We start from the raw sequence: 23,367 nt of genomic DNA, 5'->3' as shown, positions 1-23,367 counted from the left end.
GAAGGTACAGATGCAAAACTCAATTTATAAACAGTTTTGGAAATACACCATTCCGACTGTTGCAGCAATGCTTGTAAATGGACTCTATCAAGTTGTGGACGGCATATTTATCGGTCGCTACGTTGGTGCCGATGGGCTAGCGGGTATCAATATTTCTTGGCCAATTATCGGCTCGATTCTGGGTATTGGTATGATGGTTGGGGTAGGCACTGGTGCACTCTCATCAATTAAACAAGGTGAAAAAGATAGCGACGGCGCGAAACGCATTCTTTCTACAGGCTTATTGCTGCTTGTTGCACTGATGCCTATGGTTGCAATGATTCTGTATTTCTTTGCTGATGATTTTATCCGCTGGCAAGGTGCAGAGGGCCGAGTTTATGACCTTGGTCTTCAATACTTACATGTGTTAAGCGTAGCTTGTGTGTTCTCCTTAGGTTCGATTGCCGTTCCGTTCTTATTGCGTAATGATGATAGTCCCAACCTAGCCACTATTTTAATGGTGATTGGTGCCATTATTAATATCGTTTTGGATTATGTTTTCATTGCGTTACTTGATTGGGAACTGACAGGTGCAGCCATTGCGACCGCTCTTGCGCAGATGGTAGTAACCATTCTTGGTGTTGGGTATTTCTTTACCTCGAAAGCAAAAATGCGGTTGACGGTCAGCGACTTAAAGATGCAGTTTGATGTCATTCCTAAGATTGTCACGATCGGTACTTCTAGCTTCTTTATGTATGCCTACGGCGCAATGATGGTGGCATTTCATAACAGTTTGTTCGCGCAACATGGCAGCGCACTGCTTATTGGCGCCTATGCCATTTTGGGCTACATAGTGACGGTTTATTACCTGATTGCAGAGGGTATCGCTAACGGTATGCAGCCACTAGTGAGTTACAACCATGGTGCTCGCAATCAAGACAATATTCGTAAACTGCTTAAGATCGCGATGGGGACATCAGTACTCGGCGGCGTGGCGTTTGTTATTTTGATGAACATTTTCCCATACGAGTTTGTCTCGGTGTTTAACAGTTCTGATCAAGATCTTATTGATAGTGCGGTAGTTGGGATTCGTTTACACATGTTTGCCTTGTTCTTGGATGGTTTCTTAGTGGTTGCTGCGGCGTACTATCAATCGGTTAACAAAGGCAGCAAAGCGATGTTTGTGACGATAGGAAATATGCTGGTTCAACTTCCATTCCTATTCATTATGCCAAAGCTCTTGGGCGTGACAGGTATTTGGATTGCGTTCCCACTGTCTAATATTGCGTTAAGTTTGGTGGTATTTACCATGCTATGGCGTGATATTAAGAAGCTAATGAATCAGAGTTCGGTTGAATCAGCGGTTCACGTGTCTTAGTAGCGAACAGTTAGCTATTCATAATTAGCTATTAACACTTAGCTATTAACTATTGTTAAAAGCAGTAAAAAAGTAGCAGCAACGAAAAAGCGAGGTTAGTGCCTCGCTTTTTTTTATTGCTTTGATAGTTGTGAGAAGTGGTTAGATGTTCTTCACTTCTAGACCCGCAAGTTGATGCCAGTAGCCGTTACATTGACGGTCCTGAATCTTCTCAGGGTTTGTTCCTTTCTCATTTGAGCGGAAACGGTCAAGCTCAGAGAAGGTACTGATGCCTAATGGACTTAGACGAACTACATCAACTAGGCCTTCCATACTTGGTAGATCGTTGATGAGGTTGTAGCAGTAACCGGATTGGGTTTGAATACCATTAAGGTTAAAGACTTCTTGGCCCTCTTGGCTGCTTACTTGAATGCCGGTAGGGTACTTAATACAACACGTTTCACAATCATCTTTCGCACGGTTTTCTGCCCGAGCCGTAAAGCAGCGTGCAGAGTAAGCCAATGGTAGGTAACCATGGCTAAATACTTCCACTTCAAACTTGTTGCGAATGCCCAGTTCATCACATTGAATGAGTGTGTTGCTTAACCATTCGCGAGACAGTTCTACAGGCATACACCAGCGAATCATGCCTTGTTTAAGGAATAAATTGAGTGTGTGCGCATTGTACGTGTTCACTGCTGGTCCAACGATGAATGGTACTTTGTGTTCAAAAGCCAGCTGAACACCTGATACGTCGTTTGCTTCAATGGCGAAGTCACCGTTGTCGATGTACTTCTTCATGATGTTCACTTCGCTCGGCGCTTCGAGCAGCGCCATTGTTGAAAGCACCACTTGCTTGCCAGATGCAGACAGATCTTTTGCAATATCAAACCAGTGCGTAGGTTTCATCTCACGACGCTTCGAACACACGGTTTCACCTAGGTAGATGATATCGGCTGAACTTTGTTTTGCTTGCTCGTAGAATGCTTCTACATCTTGCTTTGGCCAAAAATACAATAATGGGCCAAGTGCGTATTTCATTGAATTATCCATCTTAACCTCTATTGCCATTTGCGGTGGTAAGCACCCAGTGTCGTTTGCGTGCCTTCCGATACATTCGCCAGTGCAGCATCCCATGCGGCTTCTACGTGGTAAGCTTCAGGGTTCGCTTGGTAACGATCGATTGCTGCGCGCCAGGTACGCGTGACTTGCTCTACATAAGCAGGACTGCGCTGACGGCCTTCAATTTTCACTGATGCAACGTTTGCTGCAAACAGCTCTGGTAGCATCGATAGGGTATTTAGGCTCGTTGGTTCTTCTAGCGCATGGTAACGTTTTTTCTCACCATCAATTTCTGCATCAAAACGGCCTTTACACAGTGTAGGATAACCTGCATTTTCGCCAGCGCTGTAGCGGTCAATTAGGATGTCATTTAAACGAGACTCTAGACCTTGTTCGGTTTCTTGCCAGCGTACGTACTTCGCAGGAGAGCATGCGCCTACCGTATTTGGCGATTCACCCGTCATGTATGATGAGAGGTAACAACGCCCCTCTGACATGATGCATAGGCTACCAAAAGCAAATACTTCAAGCTCAACATCACTCGTCATATTACGTGATAACTGTTTTACTTGATGGATAGACAATACGCGCGGTAATACAACGCGTTTTACATTGAAGTTCTGTTTATAGAAGTCAATCGCCGCAACGTTTGTCGCAGAGGCTTGGACAGAAAGGTGCAGTTCAAGCTCAGGGTATTTGCGAGCGGCGTATTCAAGTACCGCGATGTCAGCCACGATAAGGGCATCGACACCAAGAGCGGCCGCGTTATCAACGGCGTTAGTCCAACGGTCAAAACCATTCGGGTGTGCAAATGTGTTTAACGCTACGTGGATTTTCTTATTGCGGTCGTGAACATATTGCACCGCTTTTTCAAGCTTTTTGCCATTAAAGTTCAGACCCGCAAAGTGACGAGCGTTTGTATCGTCTTTGAAGCCGATGTATACGGCGTCTGCACCGCAATCAATCGCGGTTTTTAACGCAGGCAAGTTACCCGCAGGACACAAGAGTTCCATATGCTCACAATTTAGAGAGAAAAAGATGCCCGCATTTTATGAAGAATTGTGAATAGCGAAATTGACCTAAGTTAGGTTTAGCTCAATAAAGTGAGAATTTACCCCTTGGGATTAAGGGGTAACGCTCAGATTTTGCAGAAACTGAGTTCAGTTTTTATGTCGACGGTTCTGTGCAAACAGTTCTTCAACTTCATGTTTAGGTTGTGGTCGGTGAAAATGGAACCCTTGTATCGAGTTGCATTGCAGATTAGAGAGTAGTGTCGCTTGTTGGTGCGTTTCTACCCCCTCGGCAACCACGGTTAAGTCGAGAGATTTTCCGAGGTTGATGATGTTCTCAATCACCGTCACTTGTTTTGGCAACGTGTCGATGTCGTTAATAAATGCGCGGTCAATTTTGAGTTCATCAATAGGAAATCTGGCAAGATAAGAAAGTGATGAGTAACCAGTACCAAAATCATCAATGGAGAGGTCAAAGCCCAGTTTTTTAATCGCATTGAGCATTTGTAGAGTATGGTCACTGTCGCTCATTACGGCGCTCTCAGTGAGCTCAAAAGTGATGCAGCTTGGGTCCAACTCTGTTGTGCGAAGCAACTTTTCCATGAAATCAATGAGCTGAGGGTTACCAAATTGTTCCGGAGACAGGTTTATTGCTACACGGCCAGGTAGGATCCCTTGTTGTTTCCAACGTTTTACCGTGTTAAATACATCACGCATGACCACCTTACCAAGGTGTTCAATCAACCCCGCGCGTTCTGCTACGGGAATAAATGCGCCAGGGCTAATGTACCCCTCGACTGGGTGTTTCCAACGAACCAACGCTTCCGCACCATTAATGCTGAAATCGCGCGCGTTCACTTTTGGCTGATACCACACCTCTAACCCATTTTGTTGCAGTGCTTTTTGTAGTTCGATTTCCAGCCATAAGCGCATTCGAGCTTCTTTGTTCATTTGATCGTTGAATTTGATCAGACGGTTTCGGCCCCGATCTTTCGCTTCGTACATTGCCGTATCGGCATTTTGTAACAAGATACGGGCATCTTGACCATCTTCTGGATAACGAACACTGCCGATAGAGCAAGCGAGGCGTTTTGTGAAATGGTGTAAATCAAAGGGTTGGTTGATCAGAGCGATAATGCGTTCAGACAGTGTTTCTGCCATGAGGTTATTCTCGGGCTCAGGCAGGATAATGCCGAATTCATCCCCACCAAGGTGGCCAATAATCGCTTGAGTGGGTAGCGAGCGCTTAAGGCGAGCAGAAACTTCTTGAATGACTTTGTCACCAATATGATGACCAAGCGAGTCATTGATATTTTTAAAGTTGTCGATATCGAGGTAAAAAACAAGCAGGGGCGTTTGGCTTTTAATGAGCTGCTCCAGCCGCTTGGTAAAACCAAAGCGATTATAAAGTTTGGTTAAACTATCGATATGGGCATCTTCAGAAGCCGTGGATGAAAGTGCTTTTGGGGCATCATCGGCATCTTGAATAAGAATAATCTGGGACTCATTCCCTAAAATGGCAGTGTGGTCGGCATGCAAACGTACTTTTCGTTCGAACCCGCACCGTGCGCTGGTTAAACATAAAAAAGGCTTCTCTGAAAGCAATGAGCTTATTGGATGACTAAAGACTTTTTTGCTGTTTTCATCAATGAATAATCGAGAAACTTCTTCTCCGAGTAATTCATGAGGGGAATTTAAACCAAGGAGACGGGCCGATGCAGGGTTGGCCGAGATGATGATGTCGTCTTCAACGAGTAGCAATCCGTCAGGTAGAAGGCGAGTGAGTTTTGCAAACTTTGTTTCGGATTCTTCTAGCGAGCGAACTAAAATCTGTTTTTCTGATGTATCGACGGCATGAAAAATAACAAAACGGATTTCATCGCTTTCTTTCACGGGAGAAAGACTAAAATGTAGGCTGGTTTCTAGATCGGTTTCATCAAGGGTGATTTCTGCTTCAACGTGATCGCCTTTAAATGCGCGGTCATAGTAGGGAGAGAGCTTGGCATAAAAGGCTTCTCCTAAGACTTGTTTGTCATTGAGCCCAACAAGTTCGTCTTGATTGAGGCCTGCAATATCACAATAGCGTTCACTCACCATCCGATAACTGTGTTTGTTATCAAGAATGGCAAAAAAGAATGGGCTATTTGAGGTAAGCGTTGCAAACCAATGTTGTAATTGTTGGGAAGGCATTAAGGGGTTACCGATCTCCAATGAGCCTGATTATTCGTCCGTGTAATAAAAACGCTATTTTGATAACTATAACTTTGAACCATACGTTATAAAAGCGTTTCTCGATGTCTCAGCGTCAATAATTCAGACAAGGTCAAAAAATCGACGCAACAGTTGGCGTAACCGCCCATTTCTAAAACAAATAGTTTTCTTGATACATAACAGGTACTGGTATTACTCTATTGCGTAAGATAAACAACCTTATGACAAAGTAACGGATAATTAGCGTGTTAAACAAGATTCGCAGTCAACTAGTAAAGAATGCAGCTTCAATTTTGCGATCTCCAGTCCAGTTATTGCCGCAAACTGTTCAGAAAAAAGCCTTGTTAGAAGGGCTTAAAATGGTATTCAAAGAAGCCTTGGAAGATGGCGATTTTGAGTTTCTTGAAGATAAGTGGCTAAAAGTAGCAATTAAAGACTTGAACTTAGCTTGGTACATTAGTTACCAAGATGAGAAGTTGGTGGTAGCAGATAAGCCCGTTCAAGAAGATGTGAGCTTTAGTGGCAACCTCAATGATTTGGTGTTGATTGCGGGCCGTAAAGAAGACCCTGACACGCTGTTCTTCCAACGTCGTCTTTCTATTGAAGGTGATACTGAGCTTGGGTTAGAAGTGAAGAACCTAATGGACAGTGTCGACTTGGAGCAACTACCGAAAACCATGCAAGTGGCACTGAACCAATTGGCAGATTTTGTCCAAAAAGGTGTCCAAGAACCAGTGCAAGAAAGCGGAGTGAAGAATGCTTATTCGAACTGAGGCACCGGCAGACATTTTAACGATCGATCGTCTTCTTAAGCAGACATTCCCAACGGAAGCCGAAGCGAATTTGGTAATGCGTTTACGTGAAAATGGTAAACTTACTTTGTCTTTGGTGGCATGCACCGATGAAGGTGAAGTCATTGGTCACGCGCTGTTTAGCCCAGTGACCTTGAACGGTGAAGATTTGTCGTGGCAGGGGCTTGCACCCTTGGCTGTACATGAAGATTTCCGCCGTCAAGGTATTGCTGCTGAGATGATCAAAGAGGGTTTTGATTCTCTGCGTGATTTCGGTTACCCAGTTTGTGTCGTACTAGGCGATCCTGATTACTATGCACGTCAAGGCTTTAAAGCAGCAGAAGAGATGGGCTTTGATTGCGCATGGGAAGTGCCCCAAGGTGCGTTCCGCGTAGCAGAATTGGCAGAAGGTCAGTGCGACGGGCGTTCTGGCCGTATCGATTATTCACCAGAGTTTGCTGATTTATAATCACGAAGATTGAATTACAAAGCCCGCAGGAAATAGCGGGCTTTGTTTTTGAGACTTAGATTTTAAGCAGAACTGGTTTTTAAGTATGCTCTGTTTTGATTACTAACAGAGGAAAAGTGATCTAATCTTGCTCTTGGAGGCGCTTTTTGCCCCAAATTTCGATTTTTGCTTTTTTACTTACACCAGCTGCATTGAGTGTCATGTTGCCCCAGCTTTTGTACTCCATATCAATACGCTTGAGTTTGGCATCTTCAGAGCCTGGTAAAGTCCAAGCTCGTGTTGACATGCCTTTAGTCAATGTTCCCGTCATGGTTTTAAGCTCTTTCTCACTACCATCAGTCATGATGACTTTCATGTTTTTGATGTTCATGGTGCCTTGAATGCACTTCATCTTGATTTTGCTGAACTGGCGATTTTTAAATAGACCGTTGAGCTCTACAGTATCTGTCTCGTTTTGAAAGTTAACGGTTTTTTGAGCAATCAGTTCCCAGTTATCATCATTGTTCTTAGCAAACGTAACGAAGCTGGTGGTCGAGATTAGCAGTGCAATAGTGATTGTTTGGAAAAGCTTCATAACACCTCTGACTTTACATGCGATTATTTGGTAGCATTGCCTCGTTCAATTAGGTGACAAAAAATGTCAATAAACGAGAAACAGTATTTAAATGAAATGGGGATCAGCACATGGGAGTTGATCCATCCAGATAGGTTGGAAAACTATCAAGTGCCAATGTTACGTTTGCAAAGTTCTTGTAAACTCCTATTGGTTTCACCAATGTGTCCAGAAAATGAGACAGCATTGATGTTTGAGCGGGTGCTAAAAAGTATCAAGCTCTCACTTGATGATGCGCTGCACCTAGAGCCAGAGCGTTTATCATCTTTGGGTGAACATGATTTGGAATGGGTGTGGTTTGCTGGCTGTGAGGCCGATATGAGTATTAATGCTAAACAGCTGACTTCGCCGCTGTTAAAAGACATTGATGGTAACAACGAACAGCGCCGCGCCTTATGGCAGCAGATTTGTTCATATTCTTAATGGAGCAGACGCGTGACGATTGAAATTACAACGATGAGCGCTGAACACTTAGATCAAGTATGGCAAATTGAACAACAGGCTCATACTCATCCTTGGGCCGAGTCGCTCGTTCGTGACTTATCTAGCCGAGGTGCATGTCATCATGTGATGACGGATGCAGGCAAGGTGGTGGGTTACTTTTATGGGCAGAATATTGTCGGTGAAGTGACCTTGCTTAATATTGCTATTGCACCGAGTCAGCAAGGGAAAGGATTGGGACAAAAGCTGCTTGATGCCTTTCTAGATTACTGCGAACAAGCCAAAGCTGAGAGTGCTTGGTTGGAAGTGCGTGAAAGCAATTTGCCCGCTATCCATATTTACGATCAAGCTGGTTTTAATGAGGTGGACCGTCGTTACGGTTATTACCCAGCCAAAACAGGTAATGGTAAAGAAGATGCGATAATCATGAGTTATCTCTTCTTCTATTAAGACTCCTTTATCAGCATTAAGGAAAGTTGCCCCTAGCGCAATAATAGGGGACAATACCGCGCAATATTGAATCAAAAAAGCTTGCTTTGTTTTTAAGCAAGTATCCAGACATCAAAGAAGATCAATTTCATGTCAAATACACCTTTTCTAGGCGAAGTTTCTAAACGTAGAACATTCGCTATTATTTCTCACCCGGATGCGGGTAAAACCACCATTACTGAAAAAGTACTGTTATTCGGAAACGCAATCCAAAAAGCAGGTACGGTTAAAGGTCGTGGTAACGCACAGCACGCAAAATCAGACTGGATGGAAATGGAAAAGGAACGTGGTATCTCGGTTACTACTTCTGTGATGCAGTTCCCTTACAATGATTGTCTGGTAAACCTACTTGATACTCCTGGACACGAAGACTTCTCGGAAGATACTTACCGTACACTGACTGCGGTTGACTCGTGTTTGATGGTTATCGATGCGGCGAAAGGTGTCGAGGATCGTACTCGTAAGTTAATGGAAGTTACGCGTCTTCGCGACACGCCAATCGTGACTTTCATGAACAAACTGGACCGTGACGTTCGTGATCCAATGGAAGTATTGGACGAAGTTGAAAACGAATTGGGCATGATGTGTGCGCCAATCACTTGGCCAATCGGTTGTGGTAAAGAGTTTAAAGGTGTTTACCACATTCACCGCGATGAAACGGTTCTGTATGAATCAGGTCACGGCCACGAGATCCAAGAAGTACGCATCATCAAAGGTTTGGATAACCCAGAACTTGATGAAAAAGTCGGTGAGAGCCTTGCAGAAAGTGTACGTGAAGAGCTTGAGTTGGTCATGGGCGCATGTCCAGAGTTTGATCTTGAGTTGTTCTTAAAAGGTGAGTTGACACCAGTTTACTTTGGTACGGCATTGGGTAACTTCGGTGTAGACCACATGCTAGATGGCCTGACTGAGTGGGCGCCTGCGCCGAAAACTCGTCAAGCGGTTGAGCGTGATGTAGAAGCAACAGAGGATAAGTTCTCTGGCTTCGTATTTAAGATCCAAGCAAACATGGATCCTAAACACCGTGACCGCATTGCATTTATGCGTATTGTATCAGGCACGTACACGCAGGGTATGAAGATGAACCACGTTCGTCTTGGTAAGCAAGTCAGTATCTCTGATGCGGTAACTTTCATGGCTGGTGACCGTTCGCGTGCTGAGAATGCTTACGCAGGTGATATCATCGGTTTACATAACCACGGTACGATCCAAATTGGTGATACGTTTACCCAAGGTGAATCACTGAAGTTCTCTGGTATTCCAAACTTTGCACCGGAGCTATTCCGTCGTATTCGTCTAAAAGATCCATTGAAGCAGAAGCAGCTACTTAAAGGCTTGGTTCAGCTGTCTGAAGAAGGGGCGGTACAGGTATTCCGTCCACTACAAAACAACGACCTAATTGTAGGTGCAGTTGGTGTGCTTCAGTTTGACGTGGTTGTGGCTCGTTTGAAGTCAGAATACAACGTTGAAGCGATCTACGAGGGTGTTAACGTTGCAACAGCACGTTGGGTTGAGTGTGGTGATGCGAAGAAATTGGACGAGTTCCAACGCAAGAACCAAGCGAACCTAGCGCTAGATGGTGGTGATAACCTCACCTACATTGCACCGACAATGGTTAACCTAAACCTTGCGCAAGAGCGTTTCCCTGATGTTGATTTCCGTGCGACGCGTGAACACTAATCAATACGAAACTGCTCGATAAAACAAATTAGATTCGAAGCCGCCCTTAGCTATACACTTAGCTCAGGGCGGCTTTTTATTTGGCGTAGGGAAAGGTGAGAAATGAATTGGTTTAAGAAAGGACTCAAACGCTACGATGATTGGTGTAAAGAGATGGGGTTAACGCCGGATCAAAAACGCAGTTGCGTGCCGTATAAAAAAGATCCAGCACATGAAACATTCACTACCCATAAGAAAGCGCAAGAGAAGTCGAAAAATGAAACTGTTTGATACTCACTGCCATTTTGATTTTGATGTGTTCCAAGATGATTTTAGTCATCACTATGAACTGGCTCGTGAGCAAGGAGTGGAGCGCATATTGATTCCCTCAGTAGGGCCAAGCAATTGGTCTCGCATTCAAACGATAGCCAACCAATATCCGGGTATTTACTACGCCTTGGGTTTTCACCCTTACTTTCTCCAGCATAATTTTGAGCAACACTTAGCGGAATTGGATCGGCAGTTATCACTAGCCGGTGAGCAGTGTGTCGCAATTGGAGAGTGTGGTTTAGATTTTGCCACCAATGTTCCTGTCGATCTTCAAGAACGAGCTCTTGAGTTGCAGTTTGAGTTGGCGCGAAAATTCAAACTGCCCGTCATTCTTCATAGTCGAAAAGCACACAATCGACTTATTCAAATGGTCAAAACGGCAAAATTACCTAAAGGTGGCGTGCTGCATGCTTTTTCTGGCAGTTATCAGCAGGCGATGGAATGGGTTCGATTAGATTTTTTTATCGGTGTTGGTGGCATTATTACTTACCCAAGAGCCAATAAAACACGTGAGGCTATTCAAAAGTTGCCGCTTAAACACATGATTATAGAAACAGATGCCCCTGATATGCCTATATTTGGCTATCAGGGGGAACCGAATCATCCGGCCAAAGCTATTCATGTGTTGAATGAGTTGTCTCAATTACATACGCTTAACAAGCAAACGGTTGCGGCTCAGCTGTGGGAAAATAGCAATTCTGCTTTTTCTATATGTGAATAAAATCTAAATATGCTGTTTAAAATAGAAAACGTTTTCCTTTTGATTGTGATGTTCGTCACAAAAGGGGGTAAATCAATGATGAAGCCAATAGGAAAGTGTGAACGTAGCATTACTTTTATTGATTTTGCATGAGTATAATTGGCCCCGCTTTATAGCTCCATTTTGTAACACGCCAATAAATAACTTATAAGGAAGTCATAAACTATGAGCCTGTTTATGAGCCTAGTCGGTATGGTAGTGCTTATTGCTATTGCATTTGCATTTTCTAATAACCGCAAAGCTATCAACTTAAGAACCGTGGGTGGCGCATTTGCTATCCAATTCGCATTAGGTGCATTTGTTCTTTATGTACCTTGGGGCCGTGATCTACTAAACGGTTTCTCTACTGGTGTTTCTAACGTTATCAACTACGGTAACAACGGTTCATCATTCCTATTCGGTGGTCTTGTTTCTGACAAGATGTTCGAAGTATTCGGTGGCGGCGGTTTCATCTTCGCATTCCGCGTTCTTCCTACTCTGATCTTCTTCTCAGCACTGATTTCTGTTCTTTACTACATTGGCGCAATGCAGTGGGTTATCAAGATTCTTGGTGGTGCACTACAAAAAGCGCTAGGCACTTCTCGTGCGGAATCAATGTCAGCAGCTGCTAACATTTTCGTAGGTCAAACTGAAGCACCTCTAGTTGTTCGTCCATTCGTACCAAAAATGACTCAATCTGAGCTATTCGCAGTAATGTGTGGTGGTCTAGCATCTGTAGCTGGTGGTGTACTAGCAGGTTACGCTTCAATGGGTGTTCCTCTAGAGTACCTAGTAGCAGCGTCATTCATGGCAGCACCTGGTGGTCTACTATTTGCTAAGATTCTTCACCCTGAGACAGATAAGCCTCATGAAGATATCGAAGAAGCAATGGACGGTGGCGACGACAAACCAGCTAACGTAATCGACGCAGCAGCGGGCGGTGCGGCTTCTGGTCTACAACTTGCGCTAAACGTAGGTGCAATGCTAATCGCATTCGTAGGTCTAATTGCTCTTATCAACGGTATGCTAGGTGGCATCGGTGGTTGGTTCGGTATGCCTGAACTAACACTAGAGCTGATCCTAGGTTATGCGTTCTCTCCACTAGCATTCCTAATCGGTGTTCCTTGGGACGAAGCAATTGTTGCAGGTTCTTTCATCGGTCAGAAACTCGTTATCAACGAATTCGTTGCTTACTTGAACTTCACACCTTACCTAGGTGAAGGCGCTCAAGTTGTTGCGGCAACTGGTGAAGTAATGTCTGAGAAGACAACGGCTATCATCTCATTCGCACTATGTGGCTTCGCGAACCTTTCTTCTATCGCGATCCTACTTGGTGGTCTAGGTAGCCTTGCACCAAACCGTCGCTCAGATATCGCTCGCATGGGTATTAAAGCCGTTCTTGCTGGTACGTTGTCTAACCTAATGGCAGCGACTATTGCAGGCTTCTGCCTTAGCCTTGCAGCTCTTTAATTAGAATCGGTTCTTAATATATAGACGCCGTTTTAAATCATGCCCTGTAGCAAGAAATTGCTGCGGGGCATTTTTCGTTTTTAGGCCTATAAAATTGACTGGACAGAGCTCGACGTTAACGGCTTGTTCCGTTGATGGAATAGGACTGAAATTTTGAGATACAAACCGTTTGCGCTCTATTTGGTGCTACAGTTTTGCGGTGAAACTCTATAATGTAGTACTCATGACGTTGTGGTTATGATGATGATTTAATCACAAAGTGAATATTACGTATTCGATGGGCAAATGAATTGCCCTCCAATATCACATCTTTAAAGCGTTTTACTGTGTGATGTGATATTAAAGACACCGCAATCATAGATTGTTGTGCCATAGGCCAAACTGGTACTGTGCGGTGACAAGGATAGCAATTGGCATATGACTTTCGCTGACTATGCCGAGTCTTCAAGGAACCAAGTCCGTTCATTAATAGACTGATTAGCCAAATTTTCACACACTGTCTGCTTCTTGATTATAGTTAGAGAGTTGATGTGAGGCTAAGCAGTGAATTTTTTGAATATTGATCGGAGATAGAAATGAGCGATTTAAAAGCAGCAGCGCTACGTGCACTTAAACTAATGGACCTAACTACGCTAAATGATGACGACACTGATGCAAAAGTGATCGCACTATGTCATGACGCGAAATCTGCGGTAGGTAACACAGCTGCAATCTGTATTTACCCTCGCTTTATTCCTATTGCTAAGAAGACACTTCGTGAGCAAGGTACACCAGACGTTCGTATTGCAACCGTAACGAACTTCCCACACGGTAACGACGATATCGAAATCGCAGTGGCAGAAACAAAAGCAGCAGTTGCTTACGGTGCAGATGAAGTAGACGTAGTTTTCCCATACCGCGCTCTAATGGCGGGTGATGAGAAAGTGGGCTTCGAACTTGTTAAGCAATGTAAAGAAGCTTGTGGTGATATCCTTCTTAAAGTGATCATCGAAACGGGTGAACTTAAAGAAGAAGCACTAATCAAGAAAGCATCTCAAATCTGTATCGAAGCGGGTGCTGACTTCATTAAAACTTCAACGGGTAAAGTGCCAGTAAACGCAACACCAGAATACGCACGTATGATGCTTGAAGTGATTCGTGATATGGGTGTTGCAGAATCTGTTGGTTTCAAACCTGCAGGTGGTGTGCGTACTGCTGAAGATGCAGCAGCATACCTAGCGATGGCTGACGAAATCCTAGGTGACAACTGGGTTGATGCTCGTCACTACCGTTTCGGTGCGTCTAGCCTGCTAACAAACCTACTAAATACATTAGAAGTATCGGACCAAGTCGCTGATCCAACGGCGTACTAATTCCAAAAAAAGCGTCTGAAAGGTAGCACCAAATTGGGTGCTACCTAACCTCTTCTATCCTACTTTTACCATGGCTCATTATGAGCTTGGGAGGCACTAATGTATTTACCACAAGAAATTATCCGTAAAAAACGTGACGGCGAAGTTCTAACCGCTGACGAAATCAATTTCTTTATTCAAGGCGTGGCAAATAACAGCGTATCTGAAGGTCAGATCGCCGCTTTTGCTATGACTATCTTCTTCAATGAAATGACGATGCCAGAACGTATCGCACTAACCTGTGCAATGCGTGATTCGGGCATGGTTATCGATTGGAGCCACATGAACTTTGGTGGTCCAATTGTCGATAAGCACTCTACTGGTGGTGTGGGTGATGTAACTTCTCTCATGCTTGGTCCAATGGTAGCGGCATGTGGTGGTTTCGTACCTATGATCTCTGGCCGTGGTCTTGGCCACACTGGCGGTACGTTGGATAAGCTTGAGTCTATTCCTGGTTACAATATCACACCGACAAACGACGTGTTTGGTCAAGTGACTAAAGACGCAGGTGTCGCGATCATTGGTCAAACCGGTGATCTTGCACCAGCGGATAAGCGTGTTTACGCGACTCGCGATATCACAGCAACAGTAGACAACATTTCTCTGATCACGGCGTCGATTTTATCGAAGAAGCTTGCTGCAGGTCTTGAATCTCTAGTCATGGATGTAAAAGTAGGTTCTGGTGCATTTATGCCAACTTACGAAGCGTCTGAAGAGCTAGCAAAATCTATCGTTGCGGTAGCAAATGGTGCTGGTACAACCACAACCGCTATCCTAACAGACATGAACCAAGTGCTGGCTTCTTCTGCGGGTAACGCAGTAGAGGTACGCGAGGCGGTTCGTTTCCTTACAGGTGAATACCGTAACCCTCGTTTACTTGAAGTAACCATGGCTTCATGTGCTGAAATGTTAGTGCTTGGCAAACTTGCTGAGAACACAGAAGACGCACGTGCGAAGCTAATGGAAGTGCTTGATAATGGTAAAGCGGCAGAATGTTTTGGCAAGATGGTTGCGGGACTTGGCGGCCCTGCAGATTTCGTTGAAAACTACGATAATTACCTAGAAAAAGCAGAGATTATTAAGCCTGTATACGCAACCGAAACGGGCATCGTTTCAGCAATGGACACACGTGCCATTGGTATGGCTGTGGTTTCTATGGGCGGCGGTCGTCGTGTAGCAACAGACGAAATTGACTACGCGGTTGGTTTTGACAACTTCATTCGTTTAGGTGAAGTAGCAGACAGTGACAAACCTCTTGCGGTTATCCATGCTCGCACAGAAGCGCAGTGGGAAGAAGCGGCAAAAGCACTTCGCAGTGCAATCACTGTGGGTGGTGAGTACACGCCAACACCAGAGGTTTACCGCCAAATCCGTGCAGAAGATCTTTAATTGAATAAGTAATGACACAAGGCCTACTCAACCATAATTAGACGCCGAGTGGGCCTAAGGAACGAGCAATGAAAAGAGCATTTATTTTAGTACTAGACTCATTCGGCATCGGCGCAGCTGCAGATGCAGAACAATTTGGTGATGTAGGTTCTGACACACTAGGTCACATCGCTGACCAATGTGAACAAGGCTTAGCAGATAACGATCAGCGTAAAGGCGCGCTTCGTCTTCCAAATCTATCTAAACTAGGTCTGGCAATGGCGCACAAAGAGTCAACAGGTCGCTTCGCACCTGGCCTAGACGCAGACGCTGAAATCATCGGTGCATACGGTCACGCTGCAGAGCTTTCTTCAGGTAAAGACACACCGTCTGGTCACTGGGAAATCGCAGGTGTGCCTGTTCTGTTTGATTGGGGTTACTTCACTGACAAAGCAAACAGCTTCCCGAAAGAACTGACTGACCGCATCCTTGAGCGTGCGGGTCTTGACGGTTTCCTAGGTAACTGCCACGCATCTGGTACTCAAGTTCTTGACGATCTTGGTGAAGAGCACATGAAGACGGGTCTACCAATTTTTTACACGTCAGCGGATTCGGTATTCCAAATCGCATGTCATGAAGAGACTTTCGGTCTAGATCGTCTGCTAGAGCTTTGCCAAATTGCACGTGAAGAGCTAGAAGATTACAACATCGGTCGTGTTATTGCGCGTCCATTTGTTGGTGCAGGTAAAGGTCAATTTGAGCGTACGGGTAACCGTCGTGACCTTTCTGTTGAGCCGCCATCAACTACGGTTTTACAAAAACTTGTGGAAGAAAAGCAAGGTAACGTTGTTTCTATTGGTAAGATTGCTGATATCTACGCAAACTGCGGCATCACTAAGAAAGTGAAAGCGACAGGTATCCCTGCATTGTTCGAAGCAACGCTAGAGCAAATCAAAGAAGCGGGCGACAATACGATCGTATTCACTAACTTTGTCGACTTCGACTCAGCTTACGGTCACCGTCGTGACGTAGCAGGGTATGCCGCTGCACTTGAGTACTTCGATGGTCGCGTCAACGAAGTGCTGGATATTATGGAAGAAGACGATGTACTTATCCTAACGGCTGACCACGGTTGTGATCCAACATGGCCAGGTACTGACCATACTCGTGAACACATTCCAGTGATTGTTTATGGTAAGAAAGTGCCAGCGGGCTCATTGGGTCGCCGTGACAGTTTTGCGGATATCGGTCAAACATTGGCAACGTACTTCGGTACTTCTCCAATGGAATACGGTAAGAACTTTCTATAATAAATAAGCTATTGAAAACTGGGAGCATGATTGCTCCTAGTTTTATGTTCGCAGTACTAAACCTATCTAAATAATTGGATTATTTACTTATCTAGATAGGTATTGGAATACTGCTTGTCAAAATCATATCAATCTAGTCCATTCCTCCATTAGAGGGGAACGCTAGAGACAGGTTAAGGAATAAAACATGGCAACTCCACATATCAACGCAGAAATGGGTGCTTTCGCAGACGTCGTTCTAATGCCAGGCGACCCGCTACGTGCAAAATACATCGCTGAAACTTTCTTAGATGATGTTGTTCAAGTATGTGATGTTCGTAATATGTTTGGTTACACAGGTACTTACAAAGGCCGTAAGATCTCTGTAATGGGTCATGGTATGGGTATCCCATCATGTTCAATCTACGTGACTGAACTGATCAAAGATTTCGGCGTGAAGAAAGTGATCCGTGTAGGTAGCTGTGGCGCTGTGAACGAAGACATCAAAGTACGTGATGTTGTTATCGGTATGGGCGCATGTACAGACTCTAAAGTGAACCGCATTCGCTTCAAAGGTCATGACTTTGCAGCAATCGCTGACTACAAAATGGTTCGTGCAGCAGAAGAAGCAGCAAAAGCGCGCGGCGTAGACGTAAAAGTCGGTAACCTATTCTCAGCTGAACTATTCTACACGCCAGATCCAGAAATGTTCGACGTGATGGACAAGTACGGCATTGTAGGTGTTGAAATGGAAGCGGCTGGTATCTATGGCGTTGCAGCGGAATACGGCGCGAAAGCTCTGACTATCTGTACTGTTTCTGACCACATCAAAACAGGTGAGCAAACGACATCAGAAGAGCGCCAAAACACGTTTAACGATATGATGTTGATTGCACTTGACTCTGTACTGCTAGGTGATGAAGAGTAATCTTCTCCGTTAACGCATTTATTAAATAAAACAGCCCGCATCTTGCGGGCTGTTTTTTATTCGAAACAAAGTAATCAGTTCTGTATTGCACTACTATTTGGTCAAAAGTAGGTTCTCACCTTTTTTACGGCGAATGGGCTCTCTACGCAAAAGCATAATGAACAACATACCACACGCAAAACTCATTAGTACCATCATGTACATGTAACGATCGCTTTTACGGTAGTGGTGATCAGAAATCGCGGTGACACGACCAGTTTCAAAGGTCACTCGTACATACCCAATGATTGTGCCATCGGATAAAACCGGCTCGACCAATTGTTGGCGACCAATTGAAGCTGTAGCTAATGGAGTATCAAGCCCTAGTACTTCTCTTACAGAAAGCGCTTCTTCGCTGGATGCCAAACGCACACCTTGCGCACTATAAATCGTGGCATCGAATACTAATCTATCTTGAGCCAACTGATTGGTTAAAGCGAGCAGGCGCTCCTGATCTTTGTTGACGATCATTTCACTGGCTGACAAAGAGGCTTGTGAAATCAGTACTCTTGTCAGGGTTTCAAGTTGCTGCGCTTGAATTTTTTCATTGCCTTTACTTATCACGACACTGTTTTTGATAGTAAAGAACAGCATTAACCCGAGTAGGATTAACGCTAGAATTCGTAGGGCGTTCCTAGCGGAGAACAAGGATTCACTCATGCGTTGACTCGTCCATTCAAAATAAAACAAAGACTTGCCTTTTTAGCTTGTTAAGGTAACGTTTTAGCAAAGTCATAAGGGATTATATACATGGACGCGCCAAAAAGCTTGCCAATCAAAAGGCATACCACACTTTTAAATCGATTCCCCGAAACGCGCTTTGCAACACAGCTGGATAAGTCAAAAGCGACTTGGATTGTGTTTGCTGAGCTTCTGTCGCCTCGTCATTTTGATGATATTGATTTTTTCACGGGCTGTTATAACCCTATATTAGATATGTGGAAAGTCGGGCAGTACGAAGTTGCTTTGATGGCAGGGAGCTTAACATCGGAGCACGAAACCATTCTTCAGGGGTTAGAGGTCGATTATGCCGATCTTAACGAAGTTCCGGATTTGTCGTCACCGGGTCTGATTGTGTTTGATATGGACTCTACGGCAATTCAAATTGAGTGCATTGATGAAATCGCCAAACTTGCTGGTGTGGGTGAAGAAGTCGCGAAAGTGACCGAACGCGCGATGCAAGGTGAGCTCGATTTCGAGCAAAGTCTCCGCCAACGTGTGGGGAAACTGAAAGGGGCCGATGAAGCGATTCTCGAGCAGGTACGAAGCCAACTGCCATTAATGCCGGACTTCGAAGCGTTAATTACAACCTTCAATGCATTGGGTTGGAAGACGGCGATTGCTTCTGGTGGCTTTACTTACTTCTCCGACTTTATTAAAGACAAAGTGGGACTGGATTTTGCACAATCCAACCAACTGGAAATTGTCGATGGCAAATTGACGGGGGAAGTGCTTGGCGATGTCGTTGCTGCGCAAACCAAGGCTGACATTTTGGTGGAATTAGCAGAAGAGTATGACATTGAGTTGCACAATACTGTTGCGGTGGGTGATGGCGCGAATGATTTGGTGATGATGTCCGCTGCTGGACTAGGCATTGCTTATCACGCGAAAGCAAAAGTTGAAGCGCAAGCGCAAGCATCGGTTCGGTTTGCTGGGCTTGGTGGTGTGTTGTGTATTCTTTCTGGTGCACTCGTGAAACAGCAAAAAATTAGCTGGAAACCGAAGCCATAATATTCAGCAATGAATATTTCGATGGAAAAACACCGCCAAGTTCGGCGGTGTTTTTATTGCGTTAGATTGTCTTATTCTTTTGAGATGAATCGTTAATCGGTCAACTCCAACCTAACAACCACTTCTTCAGTAATATCTTCAAACTCACAGTACCCAATCAATGCGGTTAGCTCTTTTTCGAGTTTGCTGGCCTGATGGACACCAAGTTGTATTAACTCACTCAAATCTCGTTGTAGCATTGAAGTCATTGGGTCAAAAATGGGCGCCGTTGAGACTCGTATTGCATAGAACTCGCCCATCATGCGTGCTTTCTTAATATAGTTGATGCGCTCTTTTATATTCTCAAACTCTTGAGGTAACTTTGATTCTACTTCCGTGATCGTATCGCCAACTTTAGAGACCCGTGTGTAAATATCCTGATGCTTGGCTCTTGCGCCATCGATTCGCTTGATTGGCTCGGCGATGAGAGTACTGGATCGCCCTTTAAATAAAGGATCCAGTGAAAACTGCTGATTGTGCCCAAGTCGTGCGTATAACTCGATGTGTTTTGGTAGCGGGAAGTTGACACCAATGATTGGGGTTTTCACTGAAGAAACCGCACTCTTGGTAATAAACACCGGAGTCGTTAATGTTCTAGAGAGCAAAACACTATGCAACCGCTCAAGCAGTGAGTTAGTAGGCAATATCTCTTTTTGAGGTAACAACTTATCTTGATTGTGTTCAATGATGCGATTAAAGAAAGCAATGACTCGCATGGTTTTACTGTATTCATCGATCATGAGTTGCACATCATGGCCATCAGGACTGATCCGCACCACTTTGTATGGCACTGCAGAAAGAGGTAGTTGCTTGTCGTACAGTTGCAGTTCTCTAAAATTGATCAGCACTTCTTCGCCTACGCGCAGCAACATGGGCTCATCCAAGTGGATGTTAAGCCCTCGCTTGGAAAGATCTTTGGTATATCCGCCCAATTTTGCTTGGTTAGATTTCAAAACGAGTGGCGTTTTAAATCGGTAGCGAGGCTCTTTTCTTCGTGATTTTGCATCGAAGTAAATGCCCTTTGGTGAACCAATGATTTTACGTGGGTGTCGAAATGCGTTGAGTGTATTTGCTGCCAGTCTTGGTTTCTCAGTGAGTAAATAATCTTGCGCAGACTCGTTATCCGCGATTTCTTGCAAAATTCCGATATGTGAAAGCGATTGTGAGCAGCAGTTAAACTCAACGGAGAGCGTGGCAATATCGTCTTTTTCTTGCTCAGAAAGCTCGAAGATTGAGAGGCGGAACGCTCGCCAACTTGGCCTTTTAGCCCCTAGATGCCAAAACAATTGACGTTGCTCTCGTGTGGCTTCTGGTCGAAGCATCGAGTAGAAATACGTTTTATCATTATGCTCATGCGTAAATGAGTAAAGGACGTTTGTCGTCCCTTTTGCGCCTTGGCGAATGAGATCAGACATTCTTTGCTGATTAAACAGAGAGCCTAATACTTGTTGGTTACGCTCGTCATGCCAGTACTGCCAGAGTTGTTGGTTGTTTGGCGTGAGCATTGCCAGTTTTAATTCAGTACCCTCAAAAAACAGCGGTAGATTGCTGGTGTGCTTGAGGGCCATATGTTCATAGCCACGTGTACGAGCGCGAATAATCTTGTCTTGATTATCATGTCGGATACGTTTTGCCGTGCTATTGAGAGCTTCATCGATCACTCGTTCGATGATTTTAGTTTCGGTTAGTCGGATGGTTCTAAGATAGAGGACCGCATTATTTTCATAGCAGTCATCAACCGCAAGAACGCGATAGGAGAGAGGCTCCTCAAGGCCGGAAACCTGTGACTTGCTGGCGAACTCTGTGAACGTGACTTGGATGACTTCGCCCAAGTTGTATTTAAATGCGCTTGGGACTTTGAATTTTGCCCCAGAACAAGACAAATCGATACTTAGCGCGTGGATCAGTTGACCTTTCTGGCGCGTAATTTCGACTTGAGATTGTACTTTTAAGCGTTTTTCTTGTCGTTTTAAGTCATAGCCTAAATGGATGGGCTCAGCTAAAAATGGGCTTTCCGGATCGGTGAGCGGCTTCGCTTCTTTTTGATGCGTGTTTTGGCTGAGCAGACGAAAACTATTGTGGGTATTGATCAACGACTCCCACATACCCTCAGTATAACGGCCATATTTTTCAAGGTTTTTATGGTACGCGTTAAATGCAACGTCATCTAGCCAGTGTGATATCCCATCTAAAAGATATTGACGGCACTCACCATTCACGCGGCCTCGAAGGTCGACGCTTTTGGTGCAAGGAGCCATCACACGATTGAGTTCCATTTTCACCAGTAACTTTGTTGATGGCGGTTCGCTTTCTGTCAGTTGGCTGAGAACGAAATCGAAGTCATCGGCACCGTAAGTGGGAATAAGTCGTTCAGCGAGCGAGAGTATTTCAGATTGCTGCATGATTTCTGTTAGAGTATGTCGTTATTTAATTTGTATCGGCTAAACCTAGCAAAGCTTGAGTATATCAATAGTTATCACTAGGTAGGCACTGGCGTAGCAGTGTTTGGTCACATTTGTTGAAAATATTGAGTGTTTAAAATCGAGGCATCATGGCGAAAGCAAAACGAGCGTATGTTTGTAATGATTGTGGCGCAGACTTTCCACGTTGGCAGGGACAATGTAATGCGTGTGGCGCGTGGAACACGATTACTGAAGTTCGAATTGCTGCGTCTCCAACCGTTGCCCGCAATGAGCGCTTAAGTGGCTATGCAGGTTCTGCAACCGAATCAAGAGTGCAGACGTTGTCTGAGATTGACTTGCAAGAAGTGCCTAGGTTTACCAGCGGCTTTAAAGAGTTAGACCGAGTACTTGGCGGCGGTGTTGTCCCAGGAGCGGCCATTTTGATTGGTGGTAGTCCTGGTGCAGGTAAGTCGACCTTACTACTGCAAACGATGTGTTTATTATCGTCACAAATGCCAACGTTATATGTCACGGGTGAGGAATCACTCCAGCAAGTTGCGATGCGAGCTTCTCGTTTGGGTTTACCAAAAGACCATCTAAAGATGCTGTCAGAAACCAATGTCGATAAAATTTGCCAGATAGCAGAGAAAGAACAACCACGCATCATGGTCATTGACTCGATTCAGGTTATGCATGTTTCTGACGTTCAGTCCTCTCCGGGGAGTGTCGCACAGGTCCGTGAGTCCGCAACCGCTTTGACGCGTTACGCAAAGCAGAATAACGTTGCCGTGTTTATTGTTGGTCACGTAACAAAAGATGGTACGTTGGCGGGGCCTAAAGTACTTGAACACATCATTGACTGTTCCGTTTTATTAGATGGTGGAACAGACAGTCGATTCCGAACGCTACGCAGCCACAAAAACCGCTTTGGTGCGGTAAATGAGTTGGGTGTATTTGCAATGACAGGGCAGGGCTTAAAAGAAGTCAGTAACCCATCAGCGATCTTCCTCTCTCGAGGAGAAGAAGAAACATCGGGTTCATCTGTCATGGTCGTTTGGGAGGGGACTCGTCCACTACTGGTCGAAATTCAGGCGCTGGTGGATTACTCTCAATTAGCGAACCCTCGCCGAGTTGCGGTAGGCCTAGAACAAAACCGCCTGTCACTATTATTAGCGGTACTGCATAAGCACGGCGGTCTGCAAATGGCCGATCAAGATGTGTTTGTGAATGTGGTTGGTGGCGTAAAAGTGACCGAGACCAGTGCAGACCTTGCATTAGTCATGGCGCTATTATCCAGTTTTCGTGATCGTCCTTTACCAAAAGATGTGGTGGTCTTTGGTGAAGTTGGCCTAGCGGGAGAGATTCGTCCTGTACCAAGTGGTCAAGAACGTTTGAATGAAGCTTTCAAGCATGGCTTTAAGAAAGCGATAGTTCCGGCGGCGAACATGCCAAAAGGTGGCATTTCAGGAATGCAGATTCATGGCGTGAAGAAGCTCTCAGAGGCGATAGAAGCGTTTGATGAGTTGTGAGTTGCTATTAAGTTAGGCACTCATAATCGTT

Annotated in this window: 21 protein-coding genes; 15 read left to right on the top strand and 6 right to left on the bottom strand. The window is 44.7% G+C overall.

Features of this window, described 5'->3' with window-relative positions:
• The first annotated feature begins 10 nt into the window (after window positions 1–10).
• Window positions 11–1,357, top strand: a complete 1,347-nt coding sequence (locus VA249_RS11295) for an MATE family efflux transporter (protein WP_221068047.1) — start codon at window positions 11–13, stop codon at window positions 1,355–1,357.
• A 141-nt stretch (window positions 1,358–1,498) separates the two neighbouring features.
• Here VA249_RS11295 and VA249_RS11290 read toward each other — a convergent pair whose 3' ends face one another.
• The 3 genes from VA249_RS11290 to VA249_RS11280 form a co-directional block, all read right to left on the bottom strand.
• Window positions 1,499–2,377: a U32 family peptidase gene (locus tag VA249_RS11290; protein WP_221069938.1), complete on the bottom strand. Its 879-nt coding sequence runs from the start codon at window positions 2,375–2,377 to the stop codon at window positions 1,499–1,501.
• 20 nt (window positions 2,378–2,397) lie between these two features.
• Window positions 2,398–3,411 carry a ubiquinone anaerobic biosynthesis protein UbiU gene (gene ubiU, locus VA249_RS11285; RefSeq protein WP_128810278.1) on the bottom strand — a complete coding sequence of 338 codons (1,014 nt, stop codon included), beginning with the start codon at window positions 3,409–3,411 and terminating at the stop codon, window positions 2,398–2,400.
• A 147-nt stretch (window positions 3,412–3,558) separates the two neighbouring features.
• Window positions 3,559–5,598, bottom strand: coding sequence for a putative bifunctional diguanylate cyclase/phosphodiesterase (locus tag VA249_RS11280; RefSeq protein ID WP_221068046.1), 2,040 nt, complete (start codon window positions 5,596–5,598; stop codon window positions 3,559–3,561).
• A gap of 266 nt (window positions 5,599–5,864) precedes the next feature.
• Here VA249_RS11280 and ubiT point away from each other — a divergent pair, with 266 nt between their 5' ends.
• Entirely contained in the window at window positions 5,865–6,392 is a 528-nt protein-coding gene (gene ubiT / locus VA249_RS11275) for a ubiquinone anaerobic biosynthesis accessory factor UbiT (RefSeq protein WP_164837146.1), read from the top strand.
• Window positions 6,376–6,879 (top strand): GNAT family N-acetyltransferase, encoded by a 504-nt coding sequence (locus VA249_RS11270; RefSeq protein WP_221068045.1) that lies wholly within the window; start codon window positions 6,376–6,378, stop codon window positions 6,877–6,879. The genes ubiT and VA249_RS11270 overlap by 17 nt, the downstream gene beginning before the upstream one ends.
• A 121-nt stretch (window positions 6,880–7,000) precedes the next feature.
• On the opposite strand, the gene VA249_RS11265 is transcribed toward VA249_RS11270, so the two are convergent.
• Window positions 7,001–7,453, bottom strand: coding sequence for a hypothetical protein (locus VA249_RS11265; protein WP_221068044.1), 453 nt, complete (start codon window positions 7,451–7,453; stop codon window positions 7,001–7,003).
• Window positions 7,454–7,516: 63 nt separating this feature from the next.
• On the opposite strand from VA249_RS11265, the gene VA249_RS11260 reads away from it, so the two are divergent.
• The 10 genes from VA249_RS11260 to deoD all read left to right on the top strand — a co-directional run bounded on the left by VA249_RS11260 (window position 7,517) and on the right by deoD (window position 17,596).
• The gene (locus tag VA249_RS11260; RefSeq protein ID WP_221068043.1) at window positions 7,517–7,915 is read left to right on the top strand and encodes a DNA polymerase III subunit psi; all 399 of its coding nucleotides are present in this window, start codon (window positions 7,517–7,519) and stop codon (window positions 7,913–7,915) included.
• A 12-nt stretch (window positions 7,916–7,927) separates the two neighbouring features.
• Window positions 7,928–8,383 carry a ribosomal protein S18-alanine N-acetyltransferase gene (rimI, locus tag VA249_RS11255; protein WP_221068042.1) on the top strand — a complete coding sequence of 152 codons (456 nt, stop codon included), beginning with the start codon at window positions 7,928–7,930 and terminating at the stop codon, window positions 8,381–8,383.
• A gap of 129 nt (window positions 8,384–8,512) precedes the next feature.
• The gene (prfC, locus tag VA249_RS11250) at window positions 8,513–10,102 is read left to right on the top strand and encodes a peptide chain release factor 3 (protein ID WP_211916050.1); all 1,590 of its coding nucleotides are present in this window, start codon (window positions 8,513–8,515) and stop codon (window positions 10,100–10,102) included.
• 102 nt (window positions 10,103–10,204) lie between these two features.
• On the top strand, window positions 10,205–10,372 hold the full coding sequence (locus VA249_RS11245; protein ID WP_211916051.1) for a DUF5363 family protein: 168 nt from the start codon (window positions 10,205–10,207) through the stop codon (window positions 10,370–10,372).
• On the top strand, window positions 10,359–11,132 hold the full coding sequence (locus VA249_RS11240; RefSeq protein ID WP_221068041.1) for a TatD family hydrolase: 774 nt from the start codon (window positions 10,359–10,361) through the stop codon (window positions 11,130–11,132). The genes VA249_RS11245 and VA249_RS11240 overlap by 14 nt, the downstream gene beginning before the upstream one ends.
• Window positions 11,133–11,336: 204 nt before the next feature.
• Window positions 11,337–12,620 carry a NupC/NupG family nucleoside CNT transporter gene (locus VA249_RS11235; RefSeq protein WP_221068040.1) on the top strand — a complete coding sequence of 428 codons (1,284 nt, stop codon included), beginning with the start codon at window positions 11,337–11,339 and terminating at the stop codon, window positions 12,618–12,620.
• A 575-nt stretch (window positions 12,621–13,195) separates the two neighbouring features.
• On the top strand, window positions 13,196–13,972 hold the full coding sequence (gene deoC / locus VA249_RS11230) for a deoxyribose-phosphate aldolase (protein ID WP_128810285.1): 777 nt from the start codon (window positions 13,196–13,198) through the stop codon (window positions 13,970–13,972).
• A gap of 99 nt (window positions 13,973–14,071) precedes the next feature.
• The gene (deoA, locus tag VA249_RS11225) at window positions 14,072–15,400 is read left to right on the top strand and encodes a thymidine phosphorylase (RefSeq protein ID WP_221068039.1); all 1,329 of its coding nucleotides are present in this window, start codon (window positions 14,072–14,074) and stop codon (window positions 15,398–15,400) included.
• A gap of 68 nt (window positions 15,401–15,468) precedes the next feature.
• Entirely contained in the window at window positions 15,469–16,689 is a 1,221-nt protein-coding gene (locus tag VA249_RS11220) for a phosphopentomutase (protein ID WP_221068038.1), read from the top strand.
• Window positions 16,690–16,876: 187 nt separating this feature from the next.
• Window positions 16,877–17,596: a purine-nucleoside phosphorylase gene (gene deoD / locus VA249_RS11215; RefSeq protein ID WP_128810288.1), complete on the top strand. Its 720-nt coding sequence runs from the start codon at window positions 16,877–16,879 to the stop codon at window positions 17,594–17,596.
• A 93-nt stretch (window positions 17,597–17,689) separates the two neighbouring features.
• Here the strand turns inward: deoD and VA249_RS11210 are convergent, their stop codons facing one another.
• Window positions 17,690–18,295: a YtjB family periplasmic protein gene (locus tag VA249_RS11210; RefSeq protein ID WP_211916057.1), complete on the bottom strand. Its 606-nt coding sequence runs from the start codon at window positions 18,293–18,295 to the stop codon at window positions 17,690–17,692.
• Between the two features lie 90 nt (window positions 18,296–18,385).
• Between VA249_RS11210 and serB the strand changes: the two genes are divergently transcribed.
• Complete coding sequence (gene serB, locus VA249_RS11205; protein ID WP_221068037.1) at window positions 18,386–19,366, top strand: phosphoserine phosphatase; 981 nt, start codon at window positions 18,386–18,388, stop codon at window positions 19,364–19,366.
• 92 nt (window positions 19,367–19,458) lie between these two features.
• Here the strand turns inward: serB and VA249_RS11200 are convergent, their stop codons facing one another.
• Window positions 19,459–21,807, bottom strand: a complete 2,349-nt coding sequence (locus VA249_RS11200) for a PilZ domain-containing protein (protein ID WP_221068036.1) — start codon at window positions 21,805–21,807, stop codon at window positions 19,459–19,461.
• A gap of 149 nt (window positions 21,808–21,956) precedes the next feature.
• On the opposite strand from VA249_RS11200, the gene radA reads away from it, so the two are divergent.
• Complete coding sequence (radA, locus tag VA249_RS11195) at window positions 21,957–23,336, top strand: DNA repair protein RadA (RefSeq protein ID WP_221068035.1); 1,380 nt, start codon at window positions 21,957–21,959, stop codon at window positions 23,334–23,336.
• The last annotated feature ends 31 nt before the right edge of the window (window positions 23,337–23,367 follow it).

Origin of the sequence: Vibrio alfacsensis (assembly GCF_019670485.1) — a bacterium.
Lineage (GTDB): Bacteria > Pseudomonadota > Gammaproteobacteria > Enterobacterales > Vibrionaceae > Vibrio > Vibrio alfacsensis.
Note: the sequence above shows the minus strand (reverse complement) of the source record. Positions and strands in the feature narration are given on the sequence as shown.